The sequence below is a fragment of the Aeromonas sp. Marseille-Q7275 genome, assembly GCF_965119515.1.
This window is the reverse complement of the sequence record NZ_CBCPLW010000030.1, coordinates 1-24,885: the sequence shown is the minus strand read 5'-3', so window position 1 is coordinate 24,885 and position 24,885 is coordinate 1. Positions and strand designations below refer to the sequence as shown.

Below are 24,885 nucleotides of genomic sequence, written 5' to 3'. Positions count from 1 at the left end.
AGGTCAAATAACAAGCCGATTCAGAACATGTATTTCCCTCACCTGTCCCGTCCCGGCATGTCATGTAACTTACTTACATTCCCGTCGAGCTAGACGCAGAAACGCCGGATCAGGTGCTGGAGCACCGCCGTGGTCGGTTTGACGAACGACAGATCCAGGTATTCGTCCGGCTGATGGGCCTGGGTGATATGGCCAGGGCCCATCACTATGGTCTCGCAGCCAAGCTGCTGAATAAAGGGGGCCTCGGTGCAATAGTTCACGGATTGCGCGGCGCGGCCGCTCGCCTTCTCGGCCTCGCGTACCAGATCCGAGTCATCCTCGCAGGCATAGGCCGGAATGGGCTCGTGCAGGTGCTGCAGGTGCAGGCAGCCCGGCTGGTGGATCTCGATGGGGGAGAGCGCCTCTTTCAGCATGCCCATCAGCTCGTCGGGACCCACCTGCGGGGTGGGACGCATGTCGATGTGCAGCTCGCAGCAGCCGCAGATACGGTTCGGGCTGTCACCCCCCTGGATGTAGCCCAGATTCAGGGTGGGCTGAGGCACCGCAAAGCGATGGTCGGCGTAGCGATCCTTGAGGTCTCGTTGCAGCTTGAGCACCTGGCCCATGGCCTGGTGCATGATCTCCATGGCGTTGACGCCGTTGGCGGGATCCGAGCTGTGACCGCTCTTGCCCGTGATGCGGATCGCCTCCGACATGTGCCCCTTGTGGGCCACCACGGGCACCAGGCCGGTGGGTTCACCTATCACCGCATAGTCGGGTTTGATCTCGGCGGCCGCGGCGATGGCACGGGCCCCCGCCATGGTGGTCTCCTCGTCGGCGGTGGCCAGGATGCGCAGCGGCTTGCTGAGGGTGGTCAGATCGATATCTTTCAGCGCCTCCACGATAAAGGCGAAGAAGCCCTTCATATCGATGGTTCCCAACCCATATAAGCGGTTGCCCTCCTCGGTCACCTTGAAGGGATCCTTGCTCCAGCCCCCCTCGTCAAAGGGCACAGTATCTGTGTGGCCCGCCAGCAGCAGGCCCCCTTCCCCCTGGCCATAGGTGGCCACCAGGTTGAACTTGCCAGGCAGGTCGGGCAGCGCCGTCACCTCGCACTGGAAGCCGAGCTGGCCGAACCAGTCGGCCAGCAGCCGGATCACCGCCTCATTGCTCTGATCCCAGCGGGGATCCGTGCTGCTGATTGAGGGAATCGCAATAATATTCTTATAAAGTGAAAAAAAATCCAGATTGGCCATCAGCTCCTCCTTGCGTCCCCGGAGTGTTTCTGTTAGAAAATACAAATGCAACGTGAGTGCATGAATATTCTGTTCGAGTGCTCATCAACAAGGCTTCTAGTTGTAAGGGAAAGTTAATGTTCTGTCACCTGATCTGTAACCGACGACGCATATCCGCCTGAATTGCCCCTCCGCACTCGTTGCATCTAAGGGGCGATAGCCGACCCCTTGCACCGCAGCACCACGCTGTGAATTTCGAACCCAGACTTGGAATACTCAAACATGCTCAATACCGTTATCGTCGGTGCCAGTGGCTACGCGGGGGCCGAACTGGCCGCACTGGTCCAGAACCATCCAGAGCTCAAGCTGTTCGGCCTCTATGTCTCCGCCGGCAGCCAGGACGCCCACAAGCGTTTCTCTTCCCTGCATCCCCAGTGGGTCGGTGAGCTGGATCAGCCGCTGCTGCCGCTGGACGAAGACGGCATGACCCGGATCCTGACCCAGGCCGACCTGGTGCTGCTGGCCACCGCCCACGAGGTGAGCGCCGAGCTTGCCCCCAAGTTCCTGGCCAAGGGGCTGCCGGTGTTCGATCTCTCCGGCGCCTTCCGGGTCAAGGATCAGGGGTTCTACGCCTCCTTCTACGGCTTCACCCACGACAGTGAGCAGTGGCTGGACCAGGCCGTCTACGGTCTGGCGGAGTGGAATGCCGATGCCATTGCCGCCGCCCAGCTGATTGCGGTGCCCGGCTGCTACCCGACCGCGTCCCTGTGCGCCCTCAAGCCGCTGCAGCAGGCCGGTCTGATTGCCGAGGGATGGCAGCCCATCATCAACGCTGTGTCCGGTGTCTCCGGGGCCGGTCGCAAGGCCGCCATCAACACCAGTTTCTGCGAAGTGAGCCTGAGCCCCTATGGCACCTTCAATCACAGACACCAGCCGGAGATCAGCCACCACCTCGGCAAGGGGGTGCTGTTCCAGCCTCACCTTGGCAACTATGTGCGGGGCATACTGGCCACCATCTATGTGCAACTGGCGGACGGGGTGACGCAGACCCAGGTGGATCAAGCCTATCTCAAGGCCTATGAAGGCAAGCCCCTGGTGCGCCTCACCGGCCAGATGCCCTCCATCCGTGGCGTGGCCAATACCCCTTACTGCGACCTCGCCTGGCAGCAGCAGGGCAACATGCTGGTGGTGGTGTCCGCCATCGACAACCTGCTCAAGGGCGCCGCCTCCCAGGCGATGCAGTGCATAAATATCAAGTTTGGTTTTGAACCGGCCACCGGCCTGATTTAACGCTTTAAGGAAGGATCGAGAAGATGGACAAGCAGACGCTGGTAATCAAGTTGGGCGGCGCCCTGATCGAGAACGACGAGGCCCTGACCGCCCTGTTCGCCACCCTGAAAACCTTCCTGGACGATCAGCACCGTCCCTTGGTGCTGGTGCACGGTGGTGGCTGCCTGGTGGATGACCTGCTCAAGGGGCTGGGGATGACTTCCACCAAGAAGAACGGCCTGCGGGTCACCCCGTTCGAGCAGATCCCCTTCATCGCCGGGGCCCTGGCGGGTACCGCGAACAAGATGATGATGGCCAAGGCCATCGCCACCGGCATCCCTGCCGTGGGGCTCTGTCTCGCCGACGGCGGCCTGTGCCGGGTGACCCAGCTCGATCCGGAGCTCGGCGCCGTCGGTGACTGCCAGCCGGGCAACCCGGCGCTGGTGGCCGGGATCCTGGGACAGGGCTTCCTGCCGGTGGTGAGCTCCATCGGCATCACAGCCGACGGTCAGCTGATGAACGTCAACGCGGATCAGGCGGCCACGGCGATTGCCGAGGCGCTGGGCGCCGATCTGGTAATGCTGTCGGATGTGAGCGGCATCCTGGATGGCAAGGGCAAGCTGGTGCCGCAGCTGGACAAGCAGAGCGCGCTGGACCTGATGGAGAAGGGCGTGATTCGCGATGGCATGGCGGTGAAGGTGAAGGCTGCCTTGCATGCCGCCGAGACCCTGGGCAAGCCAGTCTGTGTCGCCAGCTGGCGCTACCCGGACCAACTGCTCAAGCTGCTGGCGGGTGGCGCCGTCGGCACCCAAGTCACCCTCTAACCCTGGCCGGAAAAAGGAACATCCGATGCAACATCTTCTGAAAGACAGCGACTTGAGCAAGGCCCAGATAGAGGCGCTGATCGCCCTGGGCAAATCGGTCAAGGCGGACCCCAAGAAGTACGGCCAGGCGCTGGCAGGCAAGAGCGTGGTCACCCTGTTCGAGAAGCCCTCCCTGCGTACCCGGGTCACCTTCGACATCGGCATCGCCCGGCTGGGCGGTCACAGCGTCTACCTGGATCAGCAGAACGGCGCGCTCGGCAAGCGGGAGTCGGTGAAGGATTTCGCCGCCAACCTGTCGCGCTGGTGTGACGCCATCGTCGCGCGGGTGTTCGATCACCAGACCCTGGTCGAGCTGGCGGAGCATGGCTCTGTGCCGGTGGTGAACAGCCTGTGCAACCTCTATCACCCCTGCCAGGGGCTGGCGGACTTCATGACCATCAGCGAGCACTACAGCGATCTCGCCAAGGTGAAGCTGGCGTACCTCGGCGATGGCAACAACGTCAGCCACTCCCTGCTGCTGCTGGGGGCGACCCTCGGCACCGACGTGACCCTGGTCTGCCCCAAGGGCCATGGCCCGGATACCCAGATCTTCCTGCAGGCCCAGGCGCTGGCGGCGCAATCTGGCGCGCACATCAACATCAGCGATGACGTGGGCGCCATCGAAGGCTTCGACGTGGTTTATACCGACACCTGGGTTTCCATGGGTGACAACACACCAATGGAGCAGGTAAAAGATATCTTCATGCCTTATCAGATCAACCAGGCCCTGCTCGATCGCACCGGCATCGCCCACGTGCTGCATTGTCAGCCGGCGCATCGGGAGCTGGAGATCACCTCGGAGGTCATGGACGGACCAGCCTCCCTCATCATGGATGAGGCAGAAAACCGAATGCATATCCAGAATGCCGTGCTGCTGACGCTGTTGGGTCATAAATAAGCCGGCGACCGACCCTGAATCACAACCTTATCGAATCATCACGGAGAGAAGTAAATGAGCGGAATCAACAAGATCGTACTGGCTTACTCGGGCGGACTGGATACCTCGGCCATCATTCCCTGGCTCAAAGAGAACTACGATGCGGAGATCATCGCCTTCGTCGCCGACGTGGGCCAGGAGCGTGACGATCTGGAAGGGATCGAGCAAAAAGCCCTCGCCTCCGGCGCCACCAAGTGCATCGTCAAGGATCTGCGGGAAGAGTTCGTCAAAGAGTACGTCTATCCGACCCTGAAGACCGGCGCCGTCTACGAAGGCACCTACCTGCTGGGCACCTCCATGGCCCGTCCCATCATCGCCAAGGCGATGGTGGAAGCGGCCCTGGCGGAAGGGGCCGACGCCATCTCCCACGGCTGTACCGGCAAGGGCAACGATCAGGTGCGTTTCGAAGGCGCCGTGGCCGCCCTGGCCCCCCAGCTGAAGGTCATCGCCCCCTGGCGTCTGTGGGACATGCGCTCCCGGGAAGATCTGCTGGCCTATCTGGAAGCCCGCAACATCCCCTGCAAGGCGACCCTGAAGAAGATCTACAGCCGCGATGCCAACGCCTGGCACATCTCCACCGAAGGTGGCGAGCTGGAGAGCACCTGGAACGAGCCGTCCGAAGCGGTCTGGCAGTGGACTGTCTCCGCCGAGCAGGCACCGAACGAGCCGGAATACGTCAAGCTGACCGTGGCCCAGGGCGAAGTGGTGGCCGTTGACGACCAGCCGCTGACCCCGCATCAGATCCTGATGACCCTGAACGAGCGTGCCGGCAAGCACGGGGTGGGCCGCATCGACATCACCGAAAACCGGATGGTGGGCATGAAGTCCCGTGGCTGCTACGAGACCCCGGGCGGTACCGTCATGGTCGCCGCACTGCGCGCCGTGGAAGAGCTGGTCTTGGATCGCCCGACCCGCGCCTGGCGTGAGAAGCTGGGTGCCGAGTTCTCCCACCTGGTGTATGACGGTCGCTGGTTCACCCCGCTGTGCAAGGCCATTGTCGCCTCCGCCAACGCCATCGCCGAGGATCTCGACGGTGAAGTGGTGCTGAAGATGTACAAGGGTCAGGTCACCGCGGTGCAGAAGAAGTCGCCGAACAGCCTCTACTCCGAAGACTTCGCCACCTTCGGTGCCGACGAAGTGTACGACCAGAGCCATGCCGAAGGCTTTATCCGTCTCTACACCCTGGCGAGCCGGATCCGCGCCATGAAGGAGCAGCATCAGGCCATCGGTGGTGATCACACCCACGGCTAACCCTCGAGGTTTCAAGCCGCAGACAACCGGTGAGGGGGCTTGGCCCCCTCACTTATAAGCGGCGACCGGATTCCCTCGTCTGTAAGCGGGGGAAGGATAACCGATGAGCTGTGACAAGAGCGGCAGCGCCCGGGCCGTGTCTGTGAGATAACAGGGGCGGCTTTCAATGAGGGGTGTGCTTTGCCCCCTTCTCCCCTTGCGGGAGAAGGGTTGGGGATGAGGGGGAAATTGCCCTCACCCTGGCCCTCTCCCAAAGGGAGAGGGAACCGGTTCGCAGTTACTTGATGTGACAGCAGCCACATCGCTCGCTACCGCACTGTCATGCAGATAAACAGGGCACGATTTCAAGCTCGACGGCGCAAGGCGCCGCCGACAACGCATTCAAGGAGAGCAGTATGGCACTTTGGGGTGGACGCTTCAGTCAGGGAGCCGATAGCAGGTTCAAGCAGTTCAACGATTCGCTGCGGTTCGATTACCGGCTGGCGGAGCAGGATATTCAGGGCTCCATGGCCTGGGCCCGTGCGCTGGTCAAGGTGGGCGTATTGACCGCCGATGAGCAGGGCAAGCTGCAACAGGTGATGGAGGTGCTGCTCGCCTCGGTGCAGCAGGATCCCCAGCAGATCCTGAGCTCGGATGCCGAAGACATCCACTCCTGGGTCGAGGGCAAGCTCATCGATGCCGTTGGCACCCTGGGCAAGAAGCTGCACACCGGCCGCTCGCGCAACGATCAGGTCGCCACCGACCTCAAACTCTGGTGCAAGGCACAGGGCGAGCTGCTGCTCGGCTCCATCACGGCGCTGCAACAGGGGCTGGTCGTCTCTGCCCGTGCCAATCAGGCCGCCGTGCTGCCCGGTTACACCCATTTGCAGCGGGCCCAACCGGTCACCTTCGCCCACTGGGCGCTGGCCTATGTGGAGATGCTGGAGCGGGACTATTCCCGTCTGCAGGATGCCCTGAAGCGCCTCGACACCAGCCCCCTCGGCTGCGGCGCCCTGGCGGGCACGGCGTACGCCATCGACCGGGAGGCGCTGGCGCTCGACATGGGCTTTGGCGGCGCGACCCGCAACAGCCTGGATTCTGTGTCGGATCGGGATCACGTGGTGGAGCTGATGCACGTGGCGTCCCTCTCCATGGCGCACCTGTCGCGCTTTGCGGAGGATCTTATCTTCTACAACACCGGCGAGGCGGGCTTCGTGGAGCTCTCCGATGCGGTCACCTCTGGCTCCTCCCTGATGCCCCAGAAGAAGAACCCGGACGCCCTTGAGCTCATTCGCGGCAAGACTGGCCGGGTAGTCGGCGCCCAGATGGGCATGCTGATGAGCCTCAAGGCGCTGCCGCTGGCCTACAACAAGGACATGCAGGAAGACAAGGAAGGGCTGTTCGACGCCCTCGACACCTGGCACGACTGCCTCGACATGGCGGCCCTGGTGCTGATCGATCTGAAGGTGAATGGCGAGCGCACCAAGGCGGCGGCCCAGGGCGGCTACGCCAACGCCACCGAACTGGCGGATTACCTGGTGGCCAAGGGGATCCCCTTCCGCGAGGCGCACCATATCGTCGGCGAGACTGTGGTCTACGCCATCGGCGTGAAGAAGCCGCTGGAGGAGCTCTCTTTGCCTGAGTTCCAGCGTTTCAGCCCTGTGGTGGGGGAGGATGTCTATCCGAACCTGGAGCTGGAAGCGACCCTGGCCAAGCGGGTCGCCAAGGGCGGTGTCGCCCGGGAGCAGATAGAAGCGGCCCTCACCGCCGCTGAAGCCTGGCTGGCCAAGCGGGCGGGCTGATCCGCGCGGCGCGCCAGCGCAATGGAAAGTAAAACGGCAACCCTATGGTTGCCGTTTTTTATGTGCCCCATTGTGCGGGCAGGTCTATGCCAGCAAGGGTCGAGAGCTATCAGTCCTTGCTGGCACTGGCCCGATGCACGGCGTCGGTAAGCAGTGCCTGCAACTGGCGCTCGGCCTCGCTGGATTGGTGGTTGGCGCTGAGCAGGGCGACTCCTAATGTGCCCACTGACGGCAGCACGCCGCCGAGGGTCACCAGACTGGCCGGCATGCCGATGGTGGATCGCACCGTGAGCCCGAGTCCTGCCTGCAAGGCCGCCCAGATCCCCGCCAGACTCTGGCTGCTGAAGGCGATGCGCCAGGGGATCCCGGCCTCGTCGAGGGCCCGGGTGGCCCTTGAGCGCATCAGGCAGGGGGCATCGAAGAGCACCAGGGGCAAAGGCTCCCCCCGTGCCAGCAGAGGGGCGAGCTCCCAGTCCGGGTGTGCTATCCACTGCAGTGACACGAGATCGATGAGCCGGGCATCCAGGCCCTCATCCTGTGGCTGCCAGGTCAGGGCCATGTCGAGGCTGCCCTCCTTGATCCCCTTTGTCAGCGGCCGATTGCGATCGATGCGGGTCGTCATGCGCAGCCCGGGATGCAGGCGACAGAAGGGCCCCAGCACCACCGGCAGCAAAGATTCGCCAAAGTCCTCCTGTACCCCCAGCCTGATCTCCCCTTGCAGCAGCTCCCCCTTGAGGGCGCGCACGGCCTCGTCATTGAGATCCAGCAGCCGTTTCCCATAGCCCAGCAGCAGCTCGCCCTGGGGGGTCGGGACCAGGTGGCGCCCGCTGCGAGCGACCAGCGCCGTGCCGCATTGCTGCTCGAGTTTTTTCAACTGGGCGCTGACCGCCGAGGTGGAACGACACAGCCGCTGCGCCGCCAGCGCAAAGTTGCCGCACTCCATGCCGACGACATAGCTGCGCAGGGCATCGAGATCCAGGTTCAGGGGAAGGGGTGTCATGATTGTCCTGATAATCGGGATTGATGGTCTATTATATTTCGATTTTCTAAATTGTAGCAGTGGGAGAGAGTGGCTTCACCATACAAGGAGATTGCCATGACCCATCCTGTTCTTGATCGTGACGACCTGGCGCTGGTGGCGCCGAGACTGTCCCAACTGGCGGAAGATACGCTGTTTGGCGATATCTGGCAGCGGCCCGCCCTGTCAGCCCGCGAGCGCAGCCTGATCACCCTGGCGATACTGGCGTCGCTGGGGCGGGTGCAACAGCTGCCGTGGCACATAGCGTTCGCCCAGCAAAACGGCCTGACACGGGATCAGCTGGAGGAGCTGTTCACCCATCTCGCCTTCTACGCCGGCTTGCCCGCCGCTGTCACCGCAGTGAGCCTGTTGCCCGCCCGCGAGGAGGCCAACCCATGCCGCTGACCCGCATCACAGTGCGCGAGGGGATGAGCGACGCGCGCCTGCAGCAGCTCTCCGCGCTCTATCACCAGACCCTGGTGGAGGTGTTCGAGGTGCCGCCGGAGGACAAGTTCCAGATCCTGGAGATCCTGCCGGCCAAGGCGCTCGTCTATCACCCCCACTACCAGACCGGCCGCCGGGACGGCGACTTCATCCTGTTCCAGATCCTGGCGGGAAAGCCGCGCAGCACAGTGGTCAAGCGGCGGCTCTATGAGCGGCTCGCCGAGCGCCTGCATGTGGATTTGGGCATCCATCCCGACAACCTTATGGTGGTGATCCAGCAAAACGGCAGCGAGGAGTGGAGCTTCGGACGGGGTCTGATGTTTCGGCCGGAGGTGAGCTTATGATCGCCATGCACTACAGATTCACCCTGCCGGCGGACTACGACATGGCGCTGATCGAGCAGCGGATCGCCAGCAATGGCGCCAGACTCGACGGCTTCCCCGGCTTGCTGTTCAAGGCCTATCTCTATGGCCGCCATGACGAGGCCGCGCTGCCATGCCGGGAGAATCGCTATGCCCCCTTCTATGTGTGGCAAAGCGCCGAGGCGATGCACCGATTCCTGGCAAGCGAAGGCTTTGCTGCGCTCACCAGGCATTTCGGCTGGCCCCATATCGAGACCTGGCATCTGCTGTCTGCCCCGCAGATGGAGGATCTCGAGCGGGCCAGGGTGGCCATCTTGCGGCGCACTGCCATTGCCCCCCATGCCTGCCTGGCCGAGCTGCACTCCGGGGCCATGGTGAGTGGCTGGGATCTTTCCCGCTGGCAGTGGCTGGAGGTGGATCTCTTGCCGTCACTCCCACAGGCGATACCGGCAGGGGCCGATGCCTATCACATCGGCTATCTGGCCAAAGGGAGCCTTTTGCCCTGAGCGGGTGGCCGCTGTTCTCCGCTGGCGGCCAAGGCTTTCTTCGGTGGCGCTCGGCAGGCAAACTCGAGATGATGCTCTCCCGCCATGGGATCATCTCGACGGGTTTAGTACGGACACACCACCACGGATAAAGGAGCCTGCATGTACCTGCCACCCCATTTCGAAGCTGCCGACCCCGCCGCTTTGCATCGGCTGATACAGGCCCACCCCCTGGGGGCCCTGGTCACCTCTGGCGAGCTGGGGCTGGATGCCAACCACCTGCCGTTCGAGTTCGATGCCGATGAGGGGGAGCATGGGATCTTGCGGGCCCATGTGGCGCGCAACAACCCGCTCTGGCAGGAGGTGAAGGAGGGGCAGGAAGTGCTGGTGATCTTCAGGGCCGCCGAGGGCTATATCTCTCCCAGTTGGTATCCGAGCAAGCAGGCGCACCACAAACAGGTGCCCACCTGGAACTATGCCGTGGTGCATGCCCATGGCCGCATCCGGGTGCGGGACGATGCCCGCTTCGTGCGCCGCCTGCTCGCCACCCTGACCCGGACCCAGGAGGCTGAAGAACCCGCTCCCTGGAAGATGGCGGATGCGCCGAGAGACTATATCGAAGCCATGGTGCAGGCCGTGGTGGGCATAGAAATCGAGATCGATCGGCTGGTCGGCAAGTTCAAGCTGAGCCAGAACAAGGAGAAAGAAGACAGGGAGGGTGCCATCCAGGGGGCCCGTGAGCGGGGCGGGGAGGCGCTGGCCAAGGCCATGCAAGAGAGCATGCCAGCGGCCATGGCGGGGGCCGCAGCGCCTGCGGCAGACTAGCCGCGCCGCCCCGGAGTCCGGGGTGAGAGCGAATAAAAGAAACGGCAACCAAGGTTGCCGTTTCTTTTATTGCCGCGCACGCGCCTGCTGCCTTGGCTTTTCGTCGGAGGGCTGTTCGGGGCGCCGGTCTCCTGCCATGTGCCCGGCGGCATCCCTATAGTTCGTCGAAGGGGCGACGCTTCTCCTGCTCCAGCACTATGGCCTCCAGGTTGGCGACCCGCTCCTGCAACTCCTTGATGATGAGATCCTGCTTGCCGAGGCGATCCGTGATGCGGACATCCCCCAGCTGGTAGCGGGCGCGCTTGCCGAGATAGCCAAACAGCACGCTGATAAAGACGATCAGGACTATGCCTGTCCACAGACTCATGAATGACTCCTTGCCTATGCCTGAACGGGAAAGGTCACCTCCCGGTCTCCCGTTGTCTCATACCCGCCCATGGGCGGCAATGCCCGCCTGGTGGTTCAGAGCCCCTGCCAGAGCGGCCGGCTGATCCAGAGCCCCCACAGGCCGAGGTGCAGCAGCACTATGGCCCAGAACCGCAGCCGGTAGCTCCCCTTCTGGGTCTTGTGGCGCAACCAGTGGCGGGCCACCAGGGCGCCGGGCCAGCCGCCGAGCAGTTCCAGCAGGTGCAGGCGGGATTCCGGGATGCGCCAGCCGCCGCGAATGGCCTGGCGCTTGTCGTGGGCGTAGGCCAGCACTGTGAGCAGGCTCATGGTGGTGATCAGGGCCAGCGGCCACCAGTTGGCCTCCTCAATGCCGAGCCAGGCGGCCCAGATCAGGGGCAGCAGGGCCAGGGCCATCATGACAGCAGCGCCGGATCCCGGGGCGCGTCCGGGCTGAGGGTGCGGATCACCCGGGCCGGGTTGCCCACCGCCAGGGAGTCCGCCGGTATGTCGCGGGTCACCACGGCCCCTGCCCCTATGATGGATCGCGGCCCTATGGTGACGCCGGGGCAGATGATGGCGCCGCCGCCAATCCAGCAGTCATCGCCGATGCGCACCGGCTTGTTGTAGGCGGTCCAGTTGCGGCGCTCCAGATAGTCCATGGTGTGGGTGGCGGTGTAGATCTGCACGTTGGGGGCCAGCAGCACATGGCTGCCGATGTGCACCTCGCCCACGTCCAGTATGGTGACGTTGAAGTTGAAGAAGGTCTTCTCCCCCAGATGGATGTTGCGGCCAAACTCGCAGATGAAGGGGGAGCTTATCCAGCAGGAGTCAGGGCAGTGGCCGAACAGCTCGGCACACAGGCTCTGGCGCCCCTCGTGATCCCCCGCCGGTGTGGCGTTGAGTCTCGCCAGCAGGGCCTGACCTCGAATGCGGTCGTTCGCTATCTCCTCGCTCTGGCTGTTCAGGGCGCCCCCCGCCAGTACCTTGTCCCAGTCGCTTGCCATGCTCACCTCCTCTCATGTGCCAAGAGGCGCCAGTATACGTGACGGGCAGGGCGGCGTCAGGCCTGGTGGCCGGGTCAGCCCGGCCAGAGGAGGGGCAGGATCAGCAGGGTGGAGAGGAGGTAGGGCAGCATGACCCTCAGCCCCAGACGGCGGCCGCCGATCACCAGGGCCAGCAGCCCCTTCACCAGGGAGTTGACCAGGCCGGCCAGCAGAATGGCCCGGGCCGCCACTTCCAGGGCCAGCTCCTTGTGGGAGAGCTGGGAGAGGGAGAGGGTGATGGCGTCCACGTCCGTGATGCCGGAGACCAGCGCCAGCAGATAGACCCCGGAGTTGCCTACCTTGCTCTGCAGCAAGGTGGCCATGAAGCCGATGAGCGCCAGCAGCAGGCCGAACTTGATGGCGGTGGCGAGATCCAGCGGGTTGCGGGTTTCGGGCTGCACCGGGTTGTCGCTCATCTCCTCGCGCTGGCGCCAGAACCAGAAGGCGAAGCCGTAGACGGTGGCCGCCAGCAGCAGCAGGGGGAGGGCCAGGCGCATGGCCAGTTCGTTGTGAATGAGCAGCACCAGCACCAGCAGTCGCAACCACATGGTGGCCCCCGCCAGCAGTATGCCGGTGGCCAGCAGCCGCTCCAGCCCGGGCTGCTCCTTGTTGAGGCGGGCAAATTGCAGGGTGAGGGCGGTGGAGGAGGCGAGCCCCGCCAGCATGCTGGTGAGCACCAGGCCGGCACGGGTGCCGAGCAGGCGCACCGCGAAGTGACCGGAGAAGGAGATGCCGGCGATCACCACCACCATCAGCCAGATCTTGAAGGGATTGAAGGCGTCGAGGGGGCCCATCTCGACGTCGGGGAGCACCGGCAGCAGCACCAGGGAGATGAGCAGGAAGCGCAGGGTTGCGTGAAATTCCGTCTCGCTCAAGAACAGCATCCCCTGCTGGATCTGGCCCTTGAGTCCCATCAAGAGCGCCGCCAGCACGGCGCAGGCCACCGCCTCGCTCGGACTCTGCAGCACAGACATCAGCCCCAGCAGGTAGGTGAGCACCATGGCCACCGAGCTGGTGAGGCCAAACTCCCCCTGCCAGCGCTGGGCCAGCCAGACCGAGAGGCCGCAGCCGATGACCACAGCCAGCAGGCCGAGCAGGGCCAGCCAGGCACCCAGGGTCGGCAACAGCAGGGCGCAGACGCCGCCGAGCAGGCCGATGAGGCCATAGGTCCGCATCCCGGCGATGCGCTGGTTGTCCCCCAGCTGGCGCACCTGCCAACCCCGCTCCAGTCCGATGATGAGCCCTATGGCCAGTGACACCAGGGCGCCGTAGACGGGCTCCGCCTCGATCCACATGGGGTTCTCCTCTCATTGCTCTCCCTGTCAGGATGGCACAGACGGTGCGCCAGCAGGGGGAGCTGGCTCACAGAGCGGGCGCACCGCCTGGCACGCAAAAAAAGGCGCCACCCAAGGGGACGCCTGAAAACCAAACCTTGCGGTTTGAAGACCAACGGAACCAAAGATCACACACTCAGCACTTCCCTCGGCAGGCTCAACCCTGCCACTTGCCTCCTTCCACTATCACGTCATTGGGATCGGTATCGGCGCTCAGTTTGTCGCGCACATACTGGTCGTAGAGTTTCAGCAGGTACTTCTCTTCCCCCAGCTTGGCGAGACGGTCGTTGACCCAGTCCCGCAGCTCGATATTGCCCTTCTTCACCGCCGGCGCGATGGGGTCTTCCGAGCCCAGCTTCTCGGGCAGCACCCGATAGCCCGGGTTCTCCTTGGCCCAACTGAAGAGCACCAGGTTGTCCTGGGCGTAGGCGTCACCGCGGCCCTGGGCCAGGGCCTGCAGGGATTCGGTGTTCTTCTCGAACTTGAGCACCTTCCACTCCGGGTGGTTGCGGGTCAGCCAGATGTCCGCCGTGGTGCCGGTGGTGACGATGAGTGTCTTGCTGGCCAGATCGTCGAGCTTCCTGGCCGGGCTCCCTTCTGGCACCAGCACCTGCACCGCGACCTTGAGGTTGGGGTTGGTGAAGTCCACCACCTCGCGCCGCTCCGGGGTCACCGTCATGTTGGCGAGGATGAGGTCCACCTTGTCGCTCTGCAGGAAGGGGATGCGGCTGGCGGGCTCCACCGCCACGAACTCGACCTTGTTCTCGTCCCCCAGCAGATCCTTGGCGAAACGACGACCGAGATCGGTGTCGAAGCCGACGTACTTGCCCTTCTCGTCCACATAGCCGAAGGGGGGCTTGTCGGTGAAGACGCCGACGATGAGCTTGTCGCGGGCCTTGATCTTGGCGAGGGAACCGTCCGCCGCCTGGGCGGCGCCACTGGCGAGACCCAGTCCCAACAAGGCACTAAACAGAACCGAGGTGATTATTTTCATGCTGACTCCTTTCGTTTGATGACAGTTGTATAAGAGAACTTGGCGAGGAACTGGCGGGCACGCTGGCTCCTGGGATTGTCGAAAAATTGATGGGGGGCGGCCTGCTCCAGGATGTGGCCGCCGTCCATGAAGAGGATGCGATCCGCCACCGCCCGGGCGAACGCCAGCTCGTGGGTGACGATGAGCAGGGTCATGCCGCTGCCGGCGAGGTCGCGGATCACCTCCAGCACCTCCTGCACCATCTCGGGATCCAGCGCGGCGGTCACCTCGTCAAACAGCATCACCTGCGGGTTCATGCACAGGGCCCGCACGATGGCGATACGCTGCTGCTGGCCGCCGGAGAGCTGGCGCGGATAGTCGTGACGCCGCTCCCAGAGGCCAACCCGGGTCAGCAGCTGCTCCGCCTGCAGCAGCGCCTCCTGCCGCTCCCGCTTCTGCACCTGCAGGGGGCCGAGCAGCACATTTTCCAGCACCGTCAGGTTGGGGAAGAGGTGATAGCTCTGGAACACCATGCCAATGCGCTGGCGCAGCCGCTGCCAGTTGGTGCTGGCATCCAGCCGCTCTCCATCGAAGCGAATGTGGCCCCCCTGAATGGGTTCGAGCCCGTTGAGGGTGCGCAGCAGGGTGCTCTTGCCGCAGCCGCTCGGCCCCAGGATGACGATCACCTCCCCGGCGTTCACTGTGAGGCTGACCTCGTCCAGTACCCGGTGTTGGCCGAATTGTTTGCTGACAGCATTGAGCTCAAGCAGAGGTGTCATACCGCATTACCCCATTGTTGCTCCAGCCGGCGCGAGGCGAGCGAGAGCGGATAGCAGACCGATAAGAAGAACAGGAACAGCAGACCGTAGATGAGCAGCGAGCCATAGGTGCGCTCGATGATCTGCTGACCCACCTTGATCACCTCCACCACCCCGATCAGCACCGCCAGCGAGCTGGTCTTGATGATGCGGGTATGGATGTTGATGGTCGGCGGCGTCAGCCGTTGCAGCGCCTGGGGCAGCAGCACGTGGCGATAGAGCTGCCAGCGGGAGAGCCCGAGTGCCAGGCCGGCTTCCTGCTGGCCGCGGGCGAGGGACTTGAGCCCACCGCGCACCACTTCCCCCACCTCGCTGGCACCCCACAGGGAGAGCACCAGCACGGCGCACCAGAAGGCCGGGATATCCAGGCCAAAGAAGATCGGCAGCCCGAAGAAGAAGAGGTAGAGCCAGACCAGCACGGGCACCACCCGAAACAGCTCCAGATAGACTCGCAACACTCCCCGAGTCAGCCTTCCCCCCTGCTGGGCCAGCACGCCGTAAGCGACGCCGCCCAGGGTGGCGAACAGGATGGCGAGCAGGGAGATGGCGAGGGTCTGACCCGCGCCCACCGCCAGCAGCGGCAGCGCCTGCATCAGCTGCTCAGTGACCGAATTGACCATATTGATCCCTCCTTTCCTCTGCATGGGTGGCGAGTGACAGCAGCAGGACGATCAGTGCCCACATCGGGATCCTCGCCTGCATCAGCGATTCAATGACCGAACTGACCATGTTGCAGCCTCCTTTCAACGACGCGCAGGGCCAAGGAGAGCGGCAGAAAGATCAGCACGCACATCAAGGTCAGCACCGCCAGCATCTCGTAGGTCTTGTAGTAGAGGGCGATGTAGTTCCTGGTGGTGTAGAGCAGCTCCGGCACCGCCACTGCCGAGGCCACCGTGGTCTCTTTGAGCAGGAAGATGAAATTGGCAAAGAGCGCCGGCAGGCTGGCGAGCCAGGCCTGGGGCAACTGCACATGGCGCAGCAGTTGCCAGCGGGAGAGACCTATGGCCCGGCCCGCCTCCAGCTGGCTAGGGGGGACCGCCTGAATGCCCGCCCGCAGCGCCTCGGTGAGATAGCCGCCGCCGAGGAAGGTCATGGCGATCACCGCAGTGGCAAAGCCCGACAGCGACAGGCCGAGCGCCGGCAGCCCGAAGTAGAGAAAGAACAGCTGGATCAAGAGCGGCGTGTTGCGGGCCAGCTCCACATAGGCGCGGATCACCCGGTTCAGCCAGGGCCTGTGCAGGCTTTGCAGCGTCACATTGAGCAGCGCCACGGTGAGGGAGCTGAGGATCACCAGGGCGCCGAGCTGCAAGGTGACCCAGACCGACTTGCCAAAGGCTGGCAGGGTGGTGAGGACAAAGGACCAGTCGAAGCTCATGCGGGGATGCTCCCGTCGCGGCGCAGCCGCTGGGGCAGCACTGTGATGGCGTCCGGGTACTTGATGCCGGCGCCTGTGTTGAGCACCACCACCCGCTCGCCCCCCTGGATCCAGCCGCTCTCCCGCAGTTGGCGAGCGGCGGCGAAGGCGGCCGCCCCTTCCGGGCAGACGAAGCTGCCTTCGCGCGCGGCGAGCTGGCGGATCTCGCGCTGGATGGCGCCGTCGTCCACTGCTATGGCGCACCCTTCGGTGCGATAGAGGGCGTCCAGCACCAGAAAATCCCCCAGCGCCTTGGGCACATTGATGCCGAACGCCAGGGTCTGGGAGTCGGGCCAGAAGCGCGACTCGCGCTCCCCCTGCTGCCAGGCCTGGACTATGGGGGCGCAGCCGCTCGCCTGCACCGCCACCAGCCTGGGCAGGTCGCCCTTGACCCAGCCCAGCTCCTGCAACTCCCGCAGCGCCTTGTAGATGCCGACGAGCCCGACCCCGCCACCTGTGGGGTAGAGGATGACATCCGGCAGGGTCCAGCCGAGCTGCTCGGCGATCTCCAGCCCCATGGTCTTCTTGCCCTCGATGCGGTAGGGCTCCTTGAGGGTGGAGGCATCGAACAGCCCCTGCTCCGCCACCGCCTGGGCCACCTGGCGACCGGCGTCGCTGATGAGGCCGTCCACCAGATAGAGGCGGGAGCCGGCGAGGGAGGTCTCCAGCCTGGTGATGGCGGGGGCCGCCTGGGGCATGACAATGGTGCTGCGCAGCCCGGCGCGGGCGCCGTAGAGCGCCCAGGCCGCACCGGCGTTGCCGTTGGTGGGCATGGCGAAGTGGGTGACGCCGAGTTCCCGGGCGCGGGAGACCCCGACTGCGGCGCCACGGGCCTTGAAGGAGCCGGTGGGGAGGACGCTCTCATCCTTCATCCAGAGATCCGGAATGCCAATCTGCTTGCCGAGGGTGGGCAGGGGCAGCAGGGGAGTGAAGCCTTCCCCCAGGGTGACCACCTGGGCGGGGTCGCGCACCGGCAGCAGCTCGTGGTAGCGCCACAGGCTGGCGGGGCGACCCAGCAGGGAGGCCGAGTGCCAGGCCTGCTTCAGGGCCTCGAGATCGTAGCTGGCCAAGAGCGGTGCCCCCGCCCGGCTCAGTTGCTGGGGCCGATCGGCATCATGGGTCTCGCCGGTCTTGCTGCACCTCAGATGTGATAGGTAGCTGTAGGGCATGCTTTATCCTGAATGGGTCACGTTGGCTGGTTTCTTATTCCATCCTGTGACCCAGGGGCCGGATAACAAACAAAATAAAGCGGCAAACCTAAGTGAAAAAATTCATATGACTCCGTCTTTGCCGGGGGCACCGCCCGTCGCCACCGGCCGGGGGGTTGGGCCGTACGGCACTCTTTGTTACCCTGCCCGCTTCACCGAAATCGCAGGGAGCCGCCTCGATGCGAGCCATTGTCAGCCTGCTGGCCCTGTCACTGCTGTGTGCGTGCAGCGGCCAGTCAACCGAAGAGGATGCCATGTCAGGGAAAACGCGCCTTCACTACCCCGTCACCCCCCAGGGGGATCAGGTGGATCACTACTTCGGCCAGGCCGTGGCCGATCCCTATCGCTGGCTGGAGGATGACCGCAGCCCCGAGACCGAGGCCTGGGTCAGGGCCCAGAACCGGGTAACTCAGGATTACCTCTCGCAGATCCCGTATCGGGCGGCCATCAAGGAGAGGCTCGCCTCATCCTGGAACTACGCCAAGGAGGGGGCGCCGTTTCGCGAGGGGCGCTACCACTACTTCTTCAAGAACGACGGCCTGCAGAACCAAAACGTGCTGTGGCGCCAGCTGCCGGGCAAGCCGGCGGAAGTGTTCCTCGATCCCAATACCCTCAGCCCCGACGGCACCACGGCGCTGGATCAGCTGAGCTTCTCCCGGGATGGCCGCATCCTGGCCTACTCCCTGTCGCTGGCCGGCAGCGACTGGCGCGAAATCCACCTGATGGACGTGGAGAGCAAACAGCCCCTGGAGGCGCCCCTCAAGGACGTGAAGTTCAGCGGCATCAGCTGGCTCGGCAACGAGGGCTTCTTCTACTCGAGCTACGACAAGCCAGATGGCAGCGAGCTGTCGGCCAAGACAGATCAGCACAAGCTCTATTTCCACCGCCTCGGCACGGCGCAGCAGGAAGATCGGCTGGTGTTCGGCGCCATTCCGGCGCAAAAGCACCGCTACGTGGGGGCCAGTGTCACCGAAGATGACCGCTTCCTGCTCATCTCGGCGGCGGACTCCACCTCCGGCAACCGCCTCTACGTGAAGGATCTGAGCCGGGAGAACGCACCGCTGCTGACGGTGCAGGGGGATCTGGAGGCGGACGTGAGCCTGGTGGACAACCAGGGCGGCACGCTCTACCTGCTGACCAACCGGGACGCCCCCAACGGCCGTCTGGTGACGGTGGAGGCCGCCAACCCGGGCCCCGAACAGTGGCGCGACCTCATCCCCGAGCGCCAGCAGGTGCTGAGGGTGCACAGCGGCAGCGGCTACCTGTTCGCCGAGTACATGGTGGACGCCACCGCCCGGGTCGAGCAGTTCGACTACGAAGGCAAGCGGGTGCGCGAGGTGGCGCTGCCCGGCCTTGGCAGCGTCAGCGGCTTCAAGGGCAAGCACGACGATCCCGCCCTCTACTTCGGCTTCGAGAACTATGCCCAGCCGCCCACTCTCTACCAGTTCGAGCCCAACAGCGGGGCCATCAGCCTCTATCGCGCCTCGGCGGCGCCGTTCAAGCCAGAGGATTATGTCTGTGAGCAGCGTTTCTACCGGAGCAAGGACGGTACCCGGGTGCCGCTCATCATCAGCTACCGCAAGGGGCTGAAACTCGATGGCAGCAACCCGACCATCCTCTACGGCTATGGCGGCTTCGACGTGAGCCTGACCCCGAGCTTCAGCGTGTCGGTGGCGAACTGGCTGGATCTGGGGGGCGTCTATGCGGTGGCGAACCTGCGCGGGGGTGGCGAGTACGGCCAGGCCTGGCACCTGGCGGGCACCAGGATGAACAAGCAGAACGTGTTCGACGACTTCATCGCCGCGGCGGAGTACCTCAAGGCCGAGGGCTACACCCGCGCCGACCGGCTGGCGATCCGCGGTGGATCCAACGGCGGCCTGCTGGTGGGGGCCGTGATGACCCAGCGGCCGGATCTGATGCGGGTCGCGCTGCCGGCGGTGGGGGTGCTCGACATGCTGCGCTACCACAGCTTCACCGCCGGGGCGGGCTGGGCCTATGACTACGGCACCAGCGCCGATGATGAGGCCATGTTCGCGTATCTGAAGGGCTACTCGCCCCTGCACCAGGTGCGGCCCGGGGTCAGCTACCCCTCGACTATGGTGACCACGGCGGATCACGACGATCGCGTAGTGCCGGCCCACTCCTTCAAGTTCGCCGCCACCCTGCAGGCCGACAATGCGGGCCCCCATCCCCAGCTCATCCGCATCGAGACCAATGCGGGGCACGGGGCGGGCACGCCGGTGACCAAGCTTATCGAGCAGAGCGCGGACCTCTATGCCTTCACCTTGTATGAGATGGGCTACCGGCAACTGCCGACCGTCCAGTAAGACCAGGGCCCTGCGGGGCCCTTTTCCGTGGTGGGACAGGCGGGCGCGACCATCCCTGTCTCGCCATTTGCCCGTTTTGTGGCCGGTACAGCCTGCGCCGCGCCCCCGGTGGTATAGTCAGCCACAGGATCTGCATTGAGGAGTTCGTCGTGAAGAAGATCATCTACATACTGCTGGGGTTGGCGCTGGCGGCCGTGGTGGCCATCGCCGCCCTGGTGTCTCTGGTTGACCCCAATCAGTTCAAGCCCCAGCTGGCGGAGCAGGTGCGCAAGAGCACGGGCCGCGAGCTGGTGATGGAGGGGGATATCGGCTGGCGCTTCTGGCCGAGCCTCGGCCTCTCCCTCGAGAAGGTGCAACTTCGCAACCCCGCGGGCTTTGCCGAGCCGGATCTGCTGCGCTTCGCGCAGGGTGACGCCTCTGTCGCCCTGCTGCCGCTGCTCTCCCGCCGGCTGGAGATTGGCAAGGTGACCCTGAGCGGCGCCCATCTCTTTATCCAGACCAGGGCCGATGGCAGCTCCAACCTGAGCGGTCTGGTCAAGACTGTCACCGCCGACAAGGGCGATGGCGCTCAATCCCCTGCCGGCGATGGCCAGCCCGCCGCCCCTGCCGCCAGTGAAGAAAAACCCTGGCAGATCAGCCTGCAAGGGGTAGCATTGGTCGAGGCCAGCGCTCTGGTGCGGGACGATCGCAGCGGCGTCGTCTCCCGGCTCGACCGGCTGGATCTCGATCTGGGGCAGCTGACCCCGGGTGAGTGGGTGCCGGTGACCCTGGCCGCCAAGGGGGCGCAAGGGGATCTGGGGTTTGATCTCAAGGGAGAGGCCCAGCTCAAGCCGGCCCAGGAGGCAATGAAGAGCGAGCTCAAGGATCTCAGCCTCAGCGGCAGCCTGAGCCAGCCATCGCAGCGGCTCGATGCCTTCACCCTCAAGGCCGATCGGCTGGCGCTGGGGCAGTGGAGCAGCCTGACCCTTAACCTGAGCGGCGCCCAGGGGGCGGCGGACAAGCCGACCCTGGCCGGAACCCTGGAGGGGACCCTCAAGGCGCGGCTCGACGAGAAGCGGCAACTGCTGGAGCTGTCGGATGCCGTGCTGGCCGCCAGGCTCAGCGGCGATGCCCTGCCGCGCCCGCAGATGAACCTCAAGCTGGCGGGCTTTGCCCGCGCGGAGCTCGACAAGCAGAGCGTCACCCTGAGCAACCTGGTGATGGGGGCGGATGACGCCCTGCTCAGCGGCAACGGCACTGTGCATCTGGGGGCCGTGCCCAGGGTGGAGTTCGACCTCAAGGGGGAAAAACTCGACCTCGACAGCTGGCTCGGTCAGCCAGCCAGGGCGGCGCCCGCTGCGGCCACCTCGGGGGCGGCTGCACCGGCCGGAACAAAGGCGCAGGCGCAGGCTCCCGCCACCAGGGCGCTCTCCACCATGGAGCCCGATCTCGCCGCCCTCAAGGCGGTGGACCTGGCCGGCCGGCTGCAACTGGGCAGCCTGAGGGTGAAGGGGCTGGATCTCGGCGCCGTCGACCTGCAGCTCGCCCTGGCCGGTGGGCAGCTAACGCTCAAGCAGTTCAGCGCCGGGGTGGCCGGTGGTCAGGTGACGGCGAGCGGCGTGCTCGATGCCCGTCAGCAACCCGCCCGCTATCAGGTGCACAAGCGGATACAGGGGGTGGATATTCGCCCCCTGCTGCAGACCCTGGCCCAGAACGATCGACTGGAAGGCAAGGGAGATCTCGAGGTGCAGGCGCAGGGCACTGGCCTCTCCGAGCAGGCCCTGCGCAGCCAGATGCAGGGCAAGGCGAGTCTCAGGCTGAGGGACGGTGCCCTGCACGGCATCAACCTGGCTGAGATGATCCGCGAGGCGCGGGCCACCCTGACCGGCAAGGGGGCGGATCAGGTGAAGGAGGCGCGCAAGACCGACTTCAGCGCCCTGACCGCCAGCTTCCAGATCGCCAATGGCGTGGCGCGCAGCGACGACATCCAGCTGCTCGCGCCCGCCCTGCGGGTGAAGGGCCAGGGCCAGACCGCCCTGGTGCCCGAGACCCTCGACTTCCTGTTCCTCACCTCAGTGGTGGAGAGCAGCAAGGGCCAGGGGGGCAAGAGCGTGGACGAGCTCAAGGACGTCACCATACCGGTGCGCATCGGCGGTCACTGGCAGACACCGAGCTACCGGCTCGACGTGAAGGAACTGCTCAGCAACAACAAGGTGCTGGAGGAGAAGGCCCGCAAGGAGGCCGAGCGCGGCCTCAAGAAGTTGCTGGGAGACAAGGGCGACGACGAGCAGATCAAGGGGGTGGCGGATCAGCTGCTCAAGGGCCTGTTCAAATAGCCTGGACCTGTCGTCTTATCGCCATGCAGAGCCCGCCCAGTGCGGGCTCTGTGCGTGTTGCTCTGCGCTCGGGAAAGGAGGCGGGACTCGACGCCGCATGCGCCGGTAGTGAAAGAGAGGGATGTTGGGGCCGGACAAAGATGGTATCACTGTGGTTTTACCAAGGAGCAGATGAATGAGTCGCAGTGAAATCGCAAGAGAGATATCCCATCCGGACTGGCCGCTGGTCTGGCAGATCTACGGCAGCAGCTTTCCCCGCTACGAACAGCGCCAGCCGCAGCATCAGCAGCTCAAGATGGGAGACTCCCGCTTTCACTGCCAGCTCTTTTATCAGGGCGAGCAGCTGCTCGGCTTTATCTTCTGGTGGGACTGCGGCGAGCAGATCTACATCGAGCATCTGGCCATCAACCCGGCCCTGCGCGGCCAGAACCACGGCTCCCGCCTGCTGGCGACATTCTGCCGGGAGGCCGGGCGCCCCGTCATCCTGGAGATAGATCCGCCAGAGGACGAGATCGCCATCCGCCGGCTGCGTTTCTATCAGGGGCTGGGTTTTTGCCTGAGCGATCATGACCACGTGCACCCGCCCTATCAGCCGGATCATCAAGGCCATGCGCTGCGGGTGCTTAGCTATCCGGCCCCGCTCGATGAGCAGGGGTACCGGCGCTTCAACCGGGTGCTGGTGGAGACCGTGATGGATCACGGCCCGGCCTGACGCGGCCGCCATCCATCTCGCAGTAGTTCAATCCGCGACACGACCAGGAGGGTCCATGCACAAACGGGTGTTGATCACAGGTGGCAGCAGGGGGATAGGGGCGGCGACGGCCCGTTATCTGGCGGGGCTGGGGTATCATCTGTGCCTCAACTATCGTCATGACAAGGCCAGTGCCGAGGCGCTGGTGGCCGAGATCCGGGCCCGGTATCCGGTCTCCTGCATAGCAGTGCAGGCGGATATCGGGGTGGAGGCCGAGGTGGTGCGCCTGTTCGAGGAGATGGACGCCCGGCTCGGGGTGATCACCCATCTGGTGAACAACGCGGGCATACTCCAGCCCCAGATGAAGGTGCTGGAGATGAGCGCCGAGCGCATCAACAAGACCCTGACCACCAATGTGACCGGCTATTTTCTCTGCTGCCGGGAGGCGGTGCGCCGCATGACGAGCGGGGGCGCCATCGTCAACGTCTCCTCCGCCGCCGCGCGCCTGGGCTCCCCCGGGGAGTATGTGGACTACGCCGCCTCCAAGGGGGCCATAGACGTGCTGACCAGGGGCTTGTCCCTGGAGGTGGCGGCCCAGGGGATCCGGGTCAACGGGGTGCGCCCGGGCTTTATCTATACCGAGATGCACGGGGACGGCGGCGAACCCGGTCGGGTGGACAGGATCAAGGGCAATATTCCGCTGCAACGGGGCGGTCAGCCGGTGGAGGTGGCCGCCGCCATCGCCTGGCTGCTGTCGGACGAAGCCTCCTATGCCACCGGCACCTTTATCGATCTGGCCGGGGGGCGCTAGGGGTTTTGCTGGAGGGAAAAGGGGGGAGGTGTCGCTCCCCCTTGATCAGGGTTATTCGTAGACGGCTGTTGCAGTCAGCAACTGATCGGCAAAGGTAAATATCTCATCAACGGAGCCAATAGGGTGTCGGGTTTCCTTCTTGTCGGCATCAAATAACCCAAGATATTTCTGCTTCGAATTGAAATGTAACCGGCAAAGTGGCTTGCGGTTATTGTCGTCGAGCAGGATGCCAAAATAACTCTGAGTGTCTCTTGCCGCGATTCTTGTTACATCAAACCGCTGCCTCAGGATGGCTTTGACGACGTTGAAGCCTTCAACCTCCTCAATGCTGGTGTCTATCTTCGATTTTTCTTCATTATTATTCTCAGCCTCATTGCCATCGTTTGAACCACTGCTGTCAAAGGCGGGCTGAATTGTCGAGGCATTGACGCTGCTACCTATCGCTGACTTCAATCTGGCATTGATGCTGTCATTGAGGAACTGGCTGAGGGCTTTCTTGGTGATGTCGGTGAAAGACTGTTTCACTCGTGCAGTAAGAACGCCGTCATAAATACGGGATGCAAAGAATTTCACAAAGTCTTCTTCTGGCGAGGAAAATTGCTCTGCAAGCAATTTCTTGATTTGACTGAGGTATTTCAACTCTCCCGCCGCATCGACTACGGATTCAACATCGAAGGAGGTCTTGGTCAGCTTCAGCACCTCGGGTACTACGTGCTCATCGATATCTTCCAGATCCAGCGTTAGAAATGGTTTCTCGTCCATCTTGTTCGGGGCATCAAGGTCGGTATAGAACTCGTATTGAGCACCATTGGTCAGTATTCCGATCCGGGCATTGGTGACGGCAAAGTACCTGAATAGCTGTCCTGAATGTTTGGCAGAGAGCTTCTCACTGTATTTCTTACACTCCACCAATATTTGCACCTGACCATCTTTGAGAATGGCGTAGTCAACTTTTTCGCCTTTCTTGATGCCCGTGTCTGCGGTGAACTCAGGGATTACTTCGGTGGGGTCGAACACATCATAACCGAGTACGCGGTTGAGAAATGGCATGACAAAGGCGTTCTTTGTTGCCTCTTCGGTTGCGATCATGGATGACTGCTGAGTGATTTTTTTGG

General features: G+C 63.9%; 25 protein-coding genes. 13 read left to right on the top strand and 12 right to left on the bottom strand.

Going from position 1 to position 24,885, the window contains the following annotated elements:
- Positions 1-89 precede the first annotated feature (89 nt).
- Positions 90-1,235, bottom strand: a complete 1,146-nt coding sequence (argE, locus tag ACWPWQ_RS20310; RefSeq protein ID WP_139433966.1) for an acetylornithine deacetylase — start codon at positions 1,233-1,235, stop codon at positions 90-92.
- A gap of 261 nt (positions 1,236-1,496) precedes the next feature.
- On the opposite strand from argE, the gene argC reads away from it, so the two are divergent.
- From argC to argH, 5 genes are all read left to right on the top strand, one after another.
- Positions 1,497-2,504: an N-acetyl-gamma-glutamyl-phosphate reductase gene (argC, locus tag ACWPWQ_RS20305; RefSeq protein ID WP_283942003.1), complete on the top strand. Its 1,008-nt coding sequence runs from the start codon at positions 1,497-1,499 to the stop codon at positions 2,502-2,504.
- 23 nt (positions 2,505-2,527) lie between these two features.
- Positions 2,528-3,307, top strand: coding sequence for an acetylglutamate kinase (gene argB, locus ACWPWQ_RS20300; RefSeq protein WP_454010629.1), 780 nt, complete (start codon positions 2,528-2,530; stop codon positions 3,305-3,307).
- 25 nt (positions 3,308-3,332) lie between these two features.
- On the top strand, positions 3,333-4,244 hold the full coding sequence (locus ACWPWQ_RS20295; RefSeq protein ID WP_454010628.1) for an ornithine carbamoyltransferase: 912 nt from the start codon (positions 3,333-3,335) through the stop codon (positions 4,242-4,244).
- Positions 4,245-4,298: 54 nt separating this feature from the next.
- Positions 4,299-5,534 carry an argininosuccinate synthase gene (locus ACWPWQ_RS20290; protein WP_202047235.1) on the top strand — a complete coding sequence of 412 codons (1,236 nt, stop codon included), beginning with the start codon at positions 4,299-4,301 and terminating at the stop codon, positions 5,532-5,534.
- Positions 5,535-5,929: 395 nt separating this feature from the next.
- Positions 5,930-7,315, top strand: coding sequence for an argininosuccinate lyase (gene argH / locus ACWPWQ_RS20285; RefSeq protein ID WP_454010627.1), 1,386 nt, complete (start codon positions 5,930-5,932; stop codon positions 7,313-7,315).
- 109 nt (positions 7,316-7,424) lie between these two features.
- On the opposite strand, the gene ACWPWQ_RS20280 is transcribed toward argH, so the two are convergent.
- A complete protein-coding gene (locus ACWPWQ_RS20280; RefSeq protein ID WP_454010626.1) occupies positions 7,425-8,315 on the bottom strand; it encodes a LysR substrate-binding domain-containing protein in 891 nt (296 codons plus the stop codon).
- Between the two features lie 96 nt (positions 8,316-8,411).
- Between ACWPWQ_RS20280 and ACWPWQ_RS20275 the strand changes: the two genes are divergently transcribed.
- From ACWPWQ_RS20275 to ACWPWQ_RS20260, 4 genes are all read left to right on the top strand, one after another.
- Positions 8,412-8,738, top strand: a complete 327-nt coding sequence (locus ACWPWQ_RS20275; protein ID WP_139433974.1) for a carboxymuconolactone decarboxylase family protein — start codon at positions 8,412-8,414, stop codon at positions 8,736-8,738.
- Complete coding sequence (locus tag ACWPWQ_RS20270) at positions 8,729-9,121, top strand: tautomerase family protein (RefSeq protein ID WP_454010625.1); 393 nt, start codon at positions 8,729-8,731, stop codon at positions 9,119-9,121. Before ACWPWQ_RS20275 ends, ACWPWQ_RS20270 begins: the two co-directional genes overlap by 10 nt.
- Complete coding sequence (locus ACWPWQ_RS20265; RefSeq protein WP_454010624.1) at positions 9,118-9,645, top strand: DUF4865 family protein; 528 nt, start codon at positions 9,118-9,120, stop codon at positions 9,643-9,645. The genes ACWPWQ_RS20270 and ACWPWQ_RS20265 overlap by 4 nt, the downstream gene beginning before the upstream one ends.
- Positions 9,646-9,786: 141 nt before the next feature.
- Positions 9,787-10,449 carry an FMN-binding negative transcriptional regulator gene (locus tag ACWPWQ_RS20260; protein ID WP_454010623.1) on the top strand — a complete coding sequence of 221 codons (663 nt, stop codon included), beginning with the start codon at positions 9,787-9,789 and terminating at the stop codon, positions 10,447-10,449.
- Between the two features lie 154 nt (positions 10,450-10,603).
- On the opposite strand, the gene ACWPWQ_RS20255 is transcribed toward ACWPWQ_RS20260, so the two are convergent.
- The 9 genes from ACWPWQ_RS20255 to ACWPWQ_RS20215 all read right to left on the bottom strand — a co-directional run bounded on the left by ACWPWQ_RS20255 (position 10,604) and on the right by ACWPWQ_RS20215 (position 17,587).
- The gene (locus ACWPWQ_RS20255; RefSeq protein ID WP_111873993.1) at positions 10,604-10,816 is read right to left on the bottom strand and encodes a hypothetical protein; all 213 of its coding nucleotides are present in this window, start codon (positions 10,814-10,816) and stop codon (positions 10,604-10,606) included.
- Positions 10,817-10,911: 95 nt separating this feature from the next.
- Positions 10,912-11,253, bottom strand: a complete 342-nt coding sequence (locus ACWPWQ_RS20250; protein WP_342059802.1) for a DUF1294 domain-containing protein — start codon at positions 11,251-11,253, stop codon at positions 10,912-10,914.
- Positions 11,250-11,840 (bottom strand): sugar O-acetyltransferase, encoded by a 591-nt coding sequence (locus tag ACWPWQ_RS20245; protein ID WP_139433984.1) that lies wholly within the window; start codon positions 11,838-11,840, stop codon positions 11,250-11,252. Before ACWPWQ_RS20245 ends, ACWPWQ_RS20250 begins: the two co-directional genes overlap by 4 nt.
- A 74-nt stretch (positions 11,841-11,914) precedes the next feature.
- Positions 11,915-13,174 carry an MgtC/SapB family protein gene (locus tag ACWPWQ_RS20240; protein ID WP_247625518.1) on the bottom strand — a complete coding sequence of 420 codons (1,260 nt, stop codon included), beginning with the start codon at positions 13,172-13,174 and terminating at the stop codon, positions 11,915-11,917.
- Positions 13,175-13,370: 196 nt separating this feature from the next.
- Positions 13,371-14,207, bottom strand: coding sequence for a transporter substrate-binding domain-containing protein (locus ACWPWQ_RS20235; RefSeq protein ID WP_454010622.1), 837 nt, complete (start codon positions 14,205-14,207; stop codon positions 13,371-13,373).
- Positions 14,204-14,965: an amino acid ABC transporter ATP-binding protein gene (locus tag ACWPWQ_RS20230; RefSeq protein ID WP_454010621.1), complete on the bottom strand. Its 762-nt coding sequence runs from the start codon at positions 14,963-14,965 to the stop codon at positions 14,204-14,206. Before ACWPWQ_RS20230 ends, ACWPWQ_RS20235 begins: the two co-directional genes overlap by 4 nt.
- Positions 14,962-15,624, bottom strand: coding sequence for an amino acid ABC transporter permease (locus tag ACWPWQ_RS20225; protein ID WP_454010620.1), 663 nt, complete (start codon positions 15,622-15,624; stop codon positions 14,962-14,964). The genes ACWPWQ_RS20230 and ACWPWQ_RS20225 overlap by 4 nt, the downstream gene beginning before the upstream one ends.
- A gap of 89 nt (positions 15,625-15,713) precedes the next feature.
- Positions 15,714-16,379 carry an amino acid ABC transporter permease gene (locus ACWPWQ_RS20220; RefSeq protein WP_454010619.1) on the bottom strand — a complete coding sequence of 222 codons (666 nt, stop codon included), beginning with the start codon at positions 16,377-16,379 and terminating at the stop codon, positions 15,714-15,716.
- Positions 16,376-17,587, bottom strand: a complete 1,212-nt coding sequence (locus tag ACWPWQ_RS20215; protein WP_454010618.1) for a threonine synthase — start codon at positions 17,585-17,587, stop codon at positions 16,376-16,378. The genes ACWPWQ_RS20220 and ACWPWQ_RS20215 overlap by 4 nt, the downstream gene beginning before the upstream one ends.
- 218 nt (positions 17,588-17,805) lie before the next feature.
- On the opposite strand from ACWPWQ_RS20215, the gene ACWPWQ_RS20210 reads away from it, so the two are divergent.
- The 4 genes from ACWPWQ_RS20210 to ACWPWQ_RS20195 all read left to right on the top strand — a co-directional run bounded on the left by ACWPWQ_RS20210 (position 17,806) and on the right by ACWPWQ_RS20195 (position 23,770).
- Entirely contained in the window at positions 17,806-19,953 is a 2,148-nt protein-coding gene (locus ACWPWQ_RS20210) for a prolyl oligopeptidase family serine peptidase (RefSeq protein ID WP_454010617.1), read from the top strand.
- 149 nt (positions 19,954-20,102) lie between these two features.
- A complete protein-coding gene (locus ACWPWQ_RS20205) occupies positions 20,103-22,268 on the top strand; it encodes an AsmA family protein (RefSeq protein WP_454010616.1) in 2,166 nt (721 codons plus the stop codon).
- A 175-nt stretch (positions 22,269-22,443) separates the two neighbouring features.
- Positions 22,444-22,980, top strand: a complete 537-nt coding sequence (locus ACWPWQ_RS20200; protein ID WP_454010615.1) for a GNAT family N-acetyltransferase — start codon at positions 22,444-22,446, stop codon at positions 22,978-22,980.
- A gap of 55 nt (positions 22,981-23,035) precedes the next feature.
- Positions 23,036-23,770 carry an SDR family oxidoreductase gene (locus tag ACWPWQ_RS20195; protein ID WP_454010614.1) on the top strand — a complete coding sequence of 245 codons (735 nt, stop codon included), beginning with the start codon at positions 23,036-23,038 and terminating at the stop codon, positions 23,768-23,770.
- 51 nt (positions 23,771-23,821) lie between these two features.
- On the opposite strand, the gene ACWPWQ_RS20190 is transcribed toward ACWPWQ_RS20195, so the two are convergent.
- Positions 23,822-24,885, bottom strand: a 1,064-nt coding sequence (locus tag ACWPWQ_RS20190) for a type I restriction endonuclease (protein WP_454010613.1), incomplete at its 5' end; no start/stop codon positions are given.

What these genes read in the sequence shown, in the direction of transcription:
- argE (WP_139433966.1), bottom strand. Translation starts at nt 1,235, where the DNA reads ATGGCCAATCTGGATTTTTTTTCACTTTATAAGAATATTATTGCGATT.
- argC (WP_283942003.1), top strand. Translation starts at nt 1,497, where the DNA reads ATGCTCAATACCGTTATCGTCGGTGCCAGTGGCTACGCGGGGGCCGAA.
- argB (WP_454010629.1), top strand. Translation starts at nt 2,528, where the DNA reads ATGGACAAGCAGACGCTGGTAATCAAGTTGGGCGGCGCCCTGATCGAG.
- ACWPWQ_RS20295 (WP_454010628.1), top strand. Translation starts at nt 3,333, where the DNA reads ATGCAACATCTTCTGAAAGACAGCGACTTGAGCAAGGCCCAGATAGAG.
- ACWPWQ_RS20290 (WP_202047235.1), top strand. Translation starts at nt 4,299, where the DNA reads ATGAGCGGAATCAACAAGATCGTACTGGCTTACTCGGGCGGACTGGAT.
- argH (WP_454010627.1), top strand. Translation starts at nt 5,930, where the DNA reads ATGGCACTTTGGGGTGGACGCTTCAGTCAGGGAGCCGATAGCAGGTTC.
- ACWPWQ_RS20280 (WP_454010626.1), bottom strand. Translation starts at nt 8,315, where the DNA reads ATGACACCCCTTCCCCTGAACCTGGATCTCGATGCCCTGCGCAGCTAT.
- ACWPWQ_RS20275 (WP_139433974.1), top strand. Translation starts at nt 8,412, where the DNA reads ATGACCCATCCTGTTCTTGATCGTGACGACCTGGCGCTGGTGGCGCCG.
- ACWPWQ_RS20270 (WP_454010625.1), top strand. Translation starts at nt 8,729, where the DNA reads ATGCCGCTGACCCGCATCACAGTGCGCGAGGGGATGAGCGACGCGCGC.
- ACWPWQ_RS20265 (WP_454010624.1), top strand. Translation starts at nt 9,118, where the DNA reads ATGATCGCCATGCACTACAGATTCACCCTGCCGGCGGACTACGACATG.
- ACWPWQ_RS20260 (WP_454010623.1), top strand. Translation starts at nt 9,787, where the DNA reads ATGTACCTGCCACCCCATTTCGAAGCTGCCGACCCCGCCGCTTTGCAT.
- ACWPWQ_RS20255 (WP_111873993.1), bottom strand. Translation starts at nt 10,816, where the DNA reads ATGAGTCTGTGGACAGGCATAGTCCTGATCGTCTTTATCAGCGTGCTG.
- ACWPWQ_RS20250 (WP_342059802.1), bottom strand. Translation starts at nt 11,253, where the DNA reads ATGATGGCCCTGGCCCTGCTGCCCCTGATCTGGGCCGCCTGGCTCGGC.
- ACWPWQ_RS20245 (WP_139433984.1), bottom strand. Translation starts at nt 11,840, where the DNA reads ATGGCAAGCGACTGGGACAAGGTACTGGCGGGGGGCGCCCTGAACAGC.
- ACWPWQ_RS20240 (WP_247625518.1), bottom strand. Translation starts at nt 13,174, where the DNA reads ATGTGGATCGAGGCGGAGCCCGTCTACGGCGCCCTGGTGTCACTGGCC.
- ACWPWQ_RS20235 (WP_454010622.1), bottom strand. Translation starts at nt 14,207, where the DNA reads ATGAAAATAATCACCTCGGTTCTGTTTAGTGCCTTGTTGGGACTGGGT.
- ACWPWQ_RS20230 (WP_454010621.1), bottom strand. Translation starts at nt 14,965, where the DNA reads ATGACACCTCTGCTTGAGCTCAATGCTGTCAGCAAACAATTCGGCCAA.
- ACWPWQ_RS20225 (WP_454010620.1), bottom strand. Translation starts at nt 15,624, where the DNA reads ATGGTCAATTCGGTCACTGAGCAGCTGATGCAGGCGCTGCCGCTGCTG.
- ACWPWQ_RS20220 (WP_454010619.1), bottom strand. Translation starts at nt 16,379, where the DNA reads ATGAGCTTCGACTGGTCCTTTGTCCTCACCACCCTGCCAGCCTTTGGC.
- ACWPWQ_RS20215 (WP_454010618.1), bottom strand. Translation starts at nt 17,587, where the DNA reads ATGCCCTACAGCTACCTATCACATCTGAGGTGCAGCAAGACCGGCGAG.
- ACWPWQ_RS20210 (WP_454010617.1), top strand. Translation starts at nt 17,806, where the DNA reads ATGCGAGCCATTGTCAGCCTGCTGGCCCTGTCACTGCTGTGTGCGTGC.
- ACWPWQ_RS20200 (WP_454010615.1), top strand. Translation starts at nt 22,444, where the DNA reads ATGAGTCGCAGTGAAATCGCAAGAGAGATATCCCATCCGGACTGGCCG.
- ACWPWQ_RS20195 (WP_454010614.1), top strand. Translation starts at nt 23,036, where the DNA reads ATGCACAAACGGGTGTTGATCACAGGTGGCAGCAGGGGGATAGGGGCG.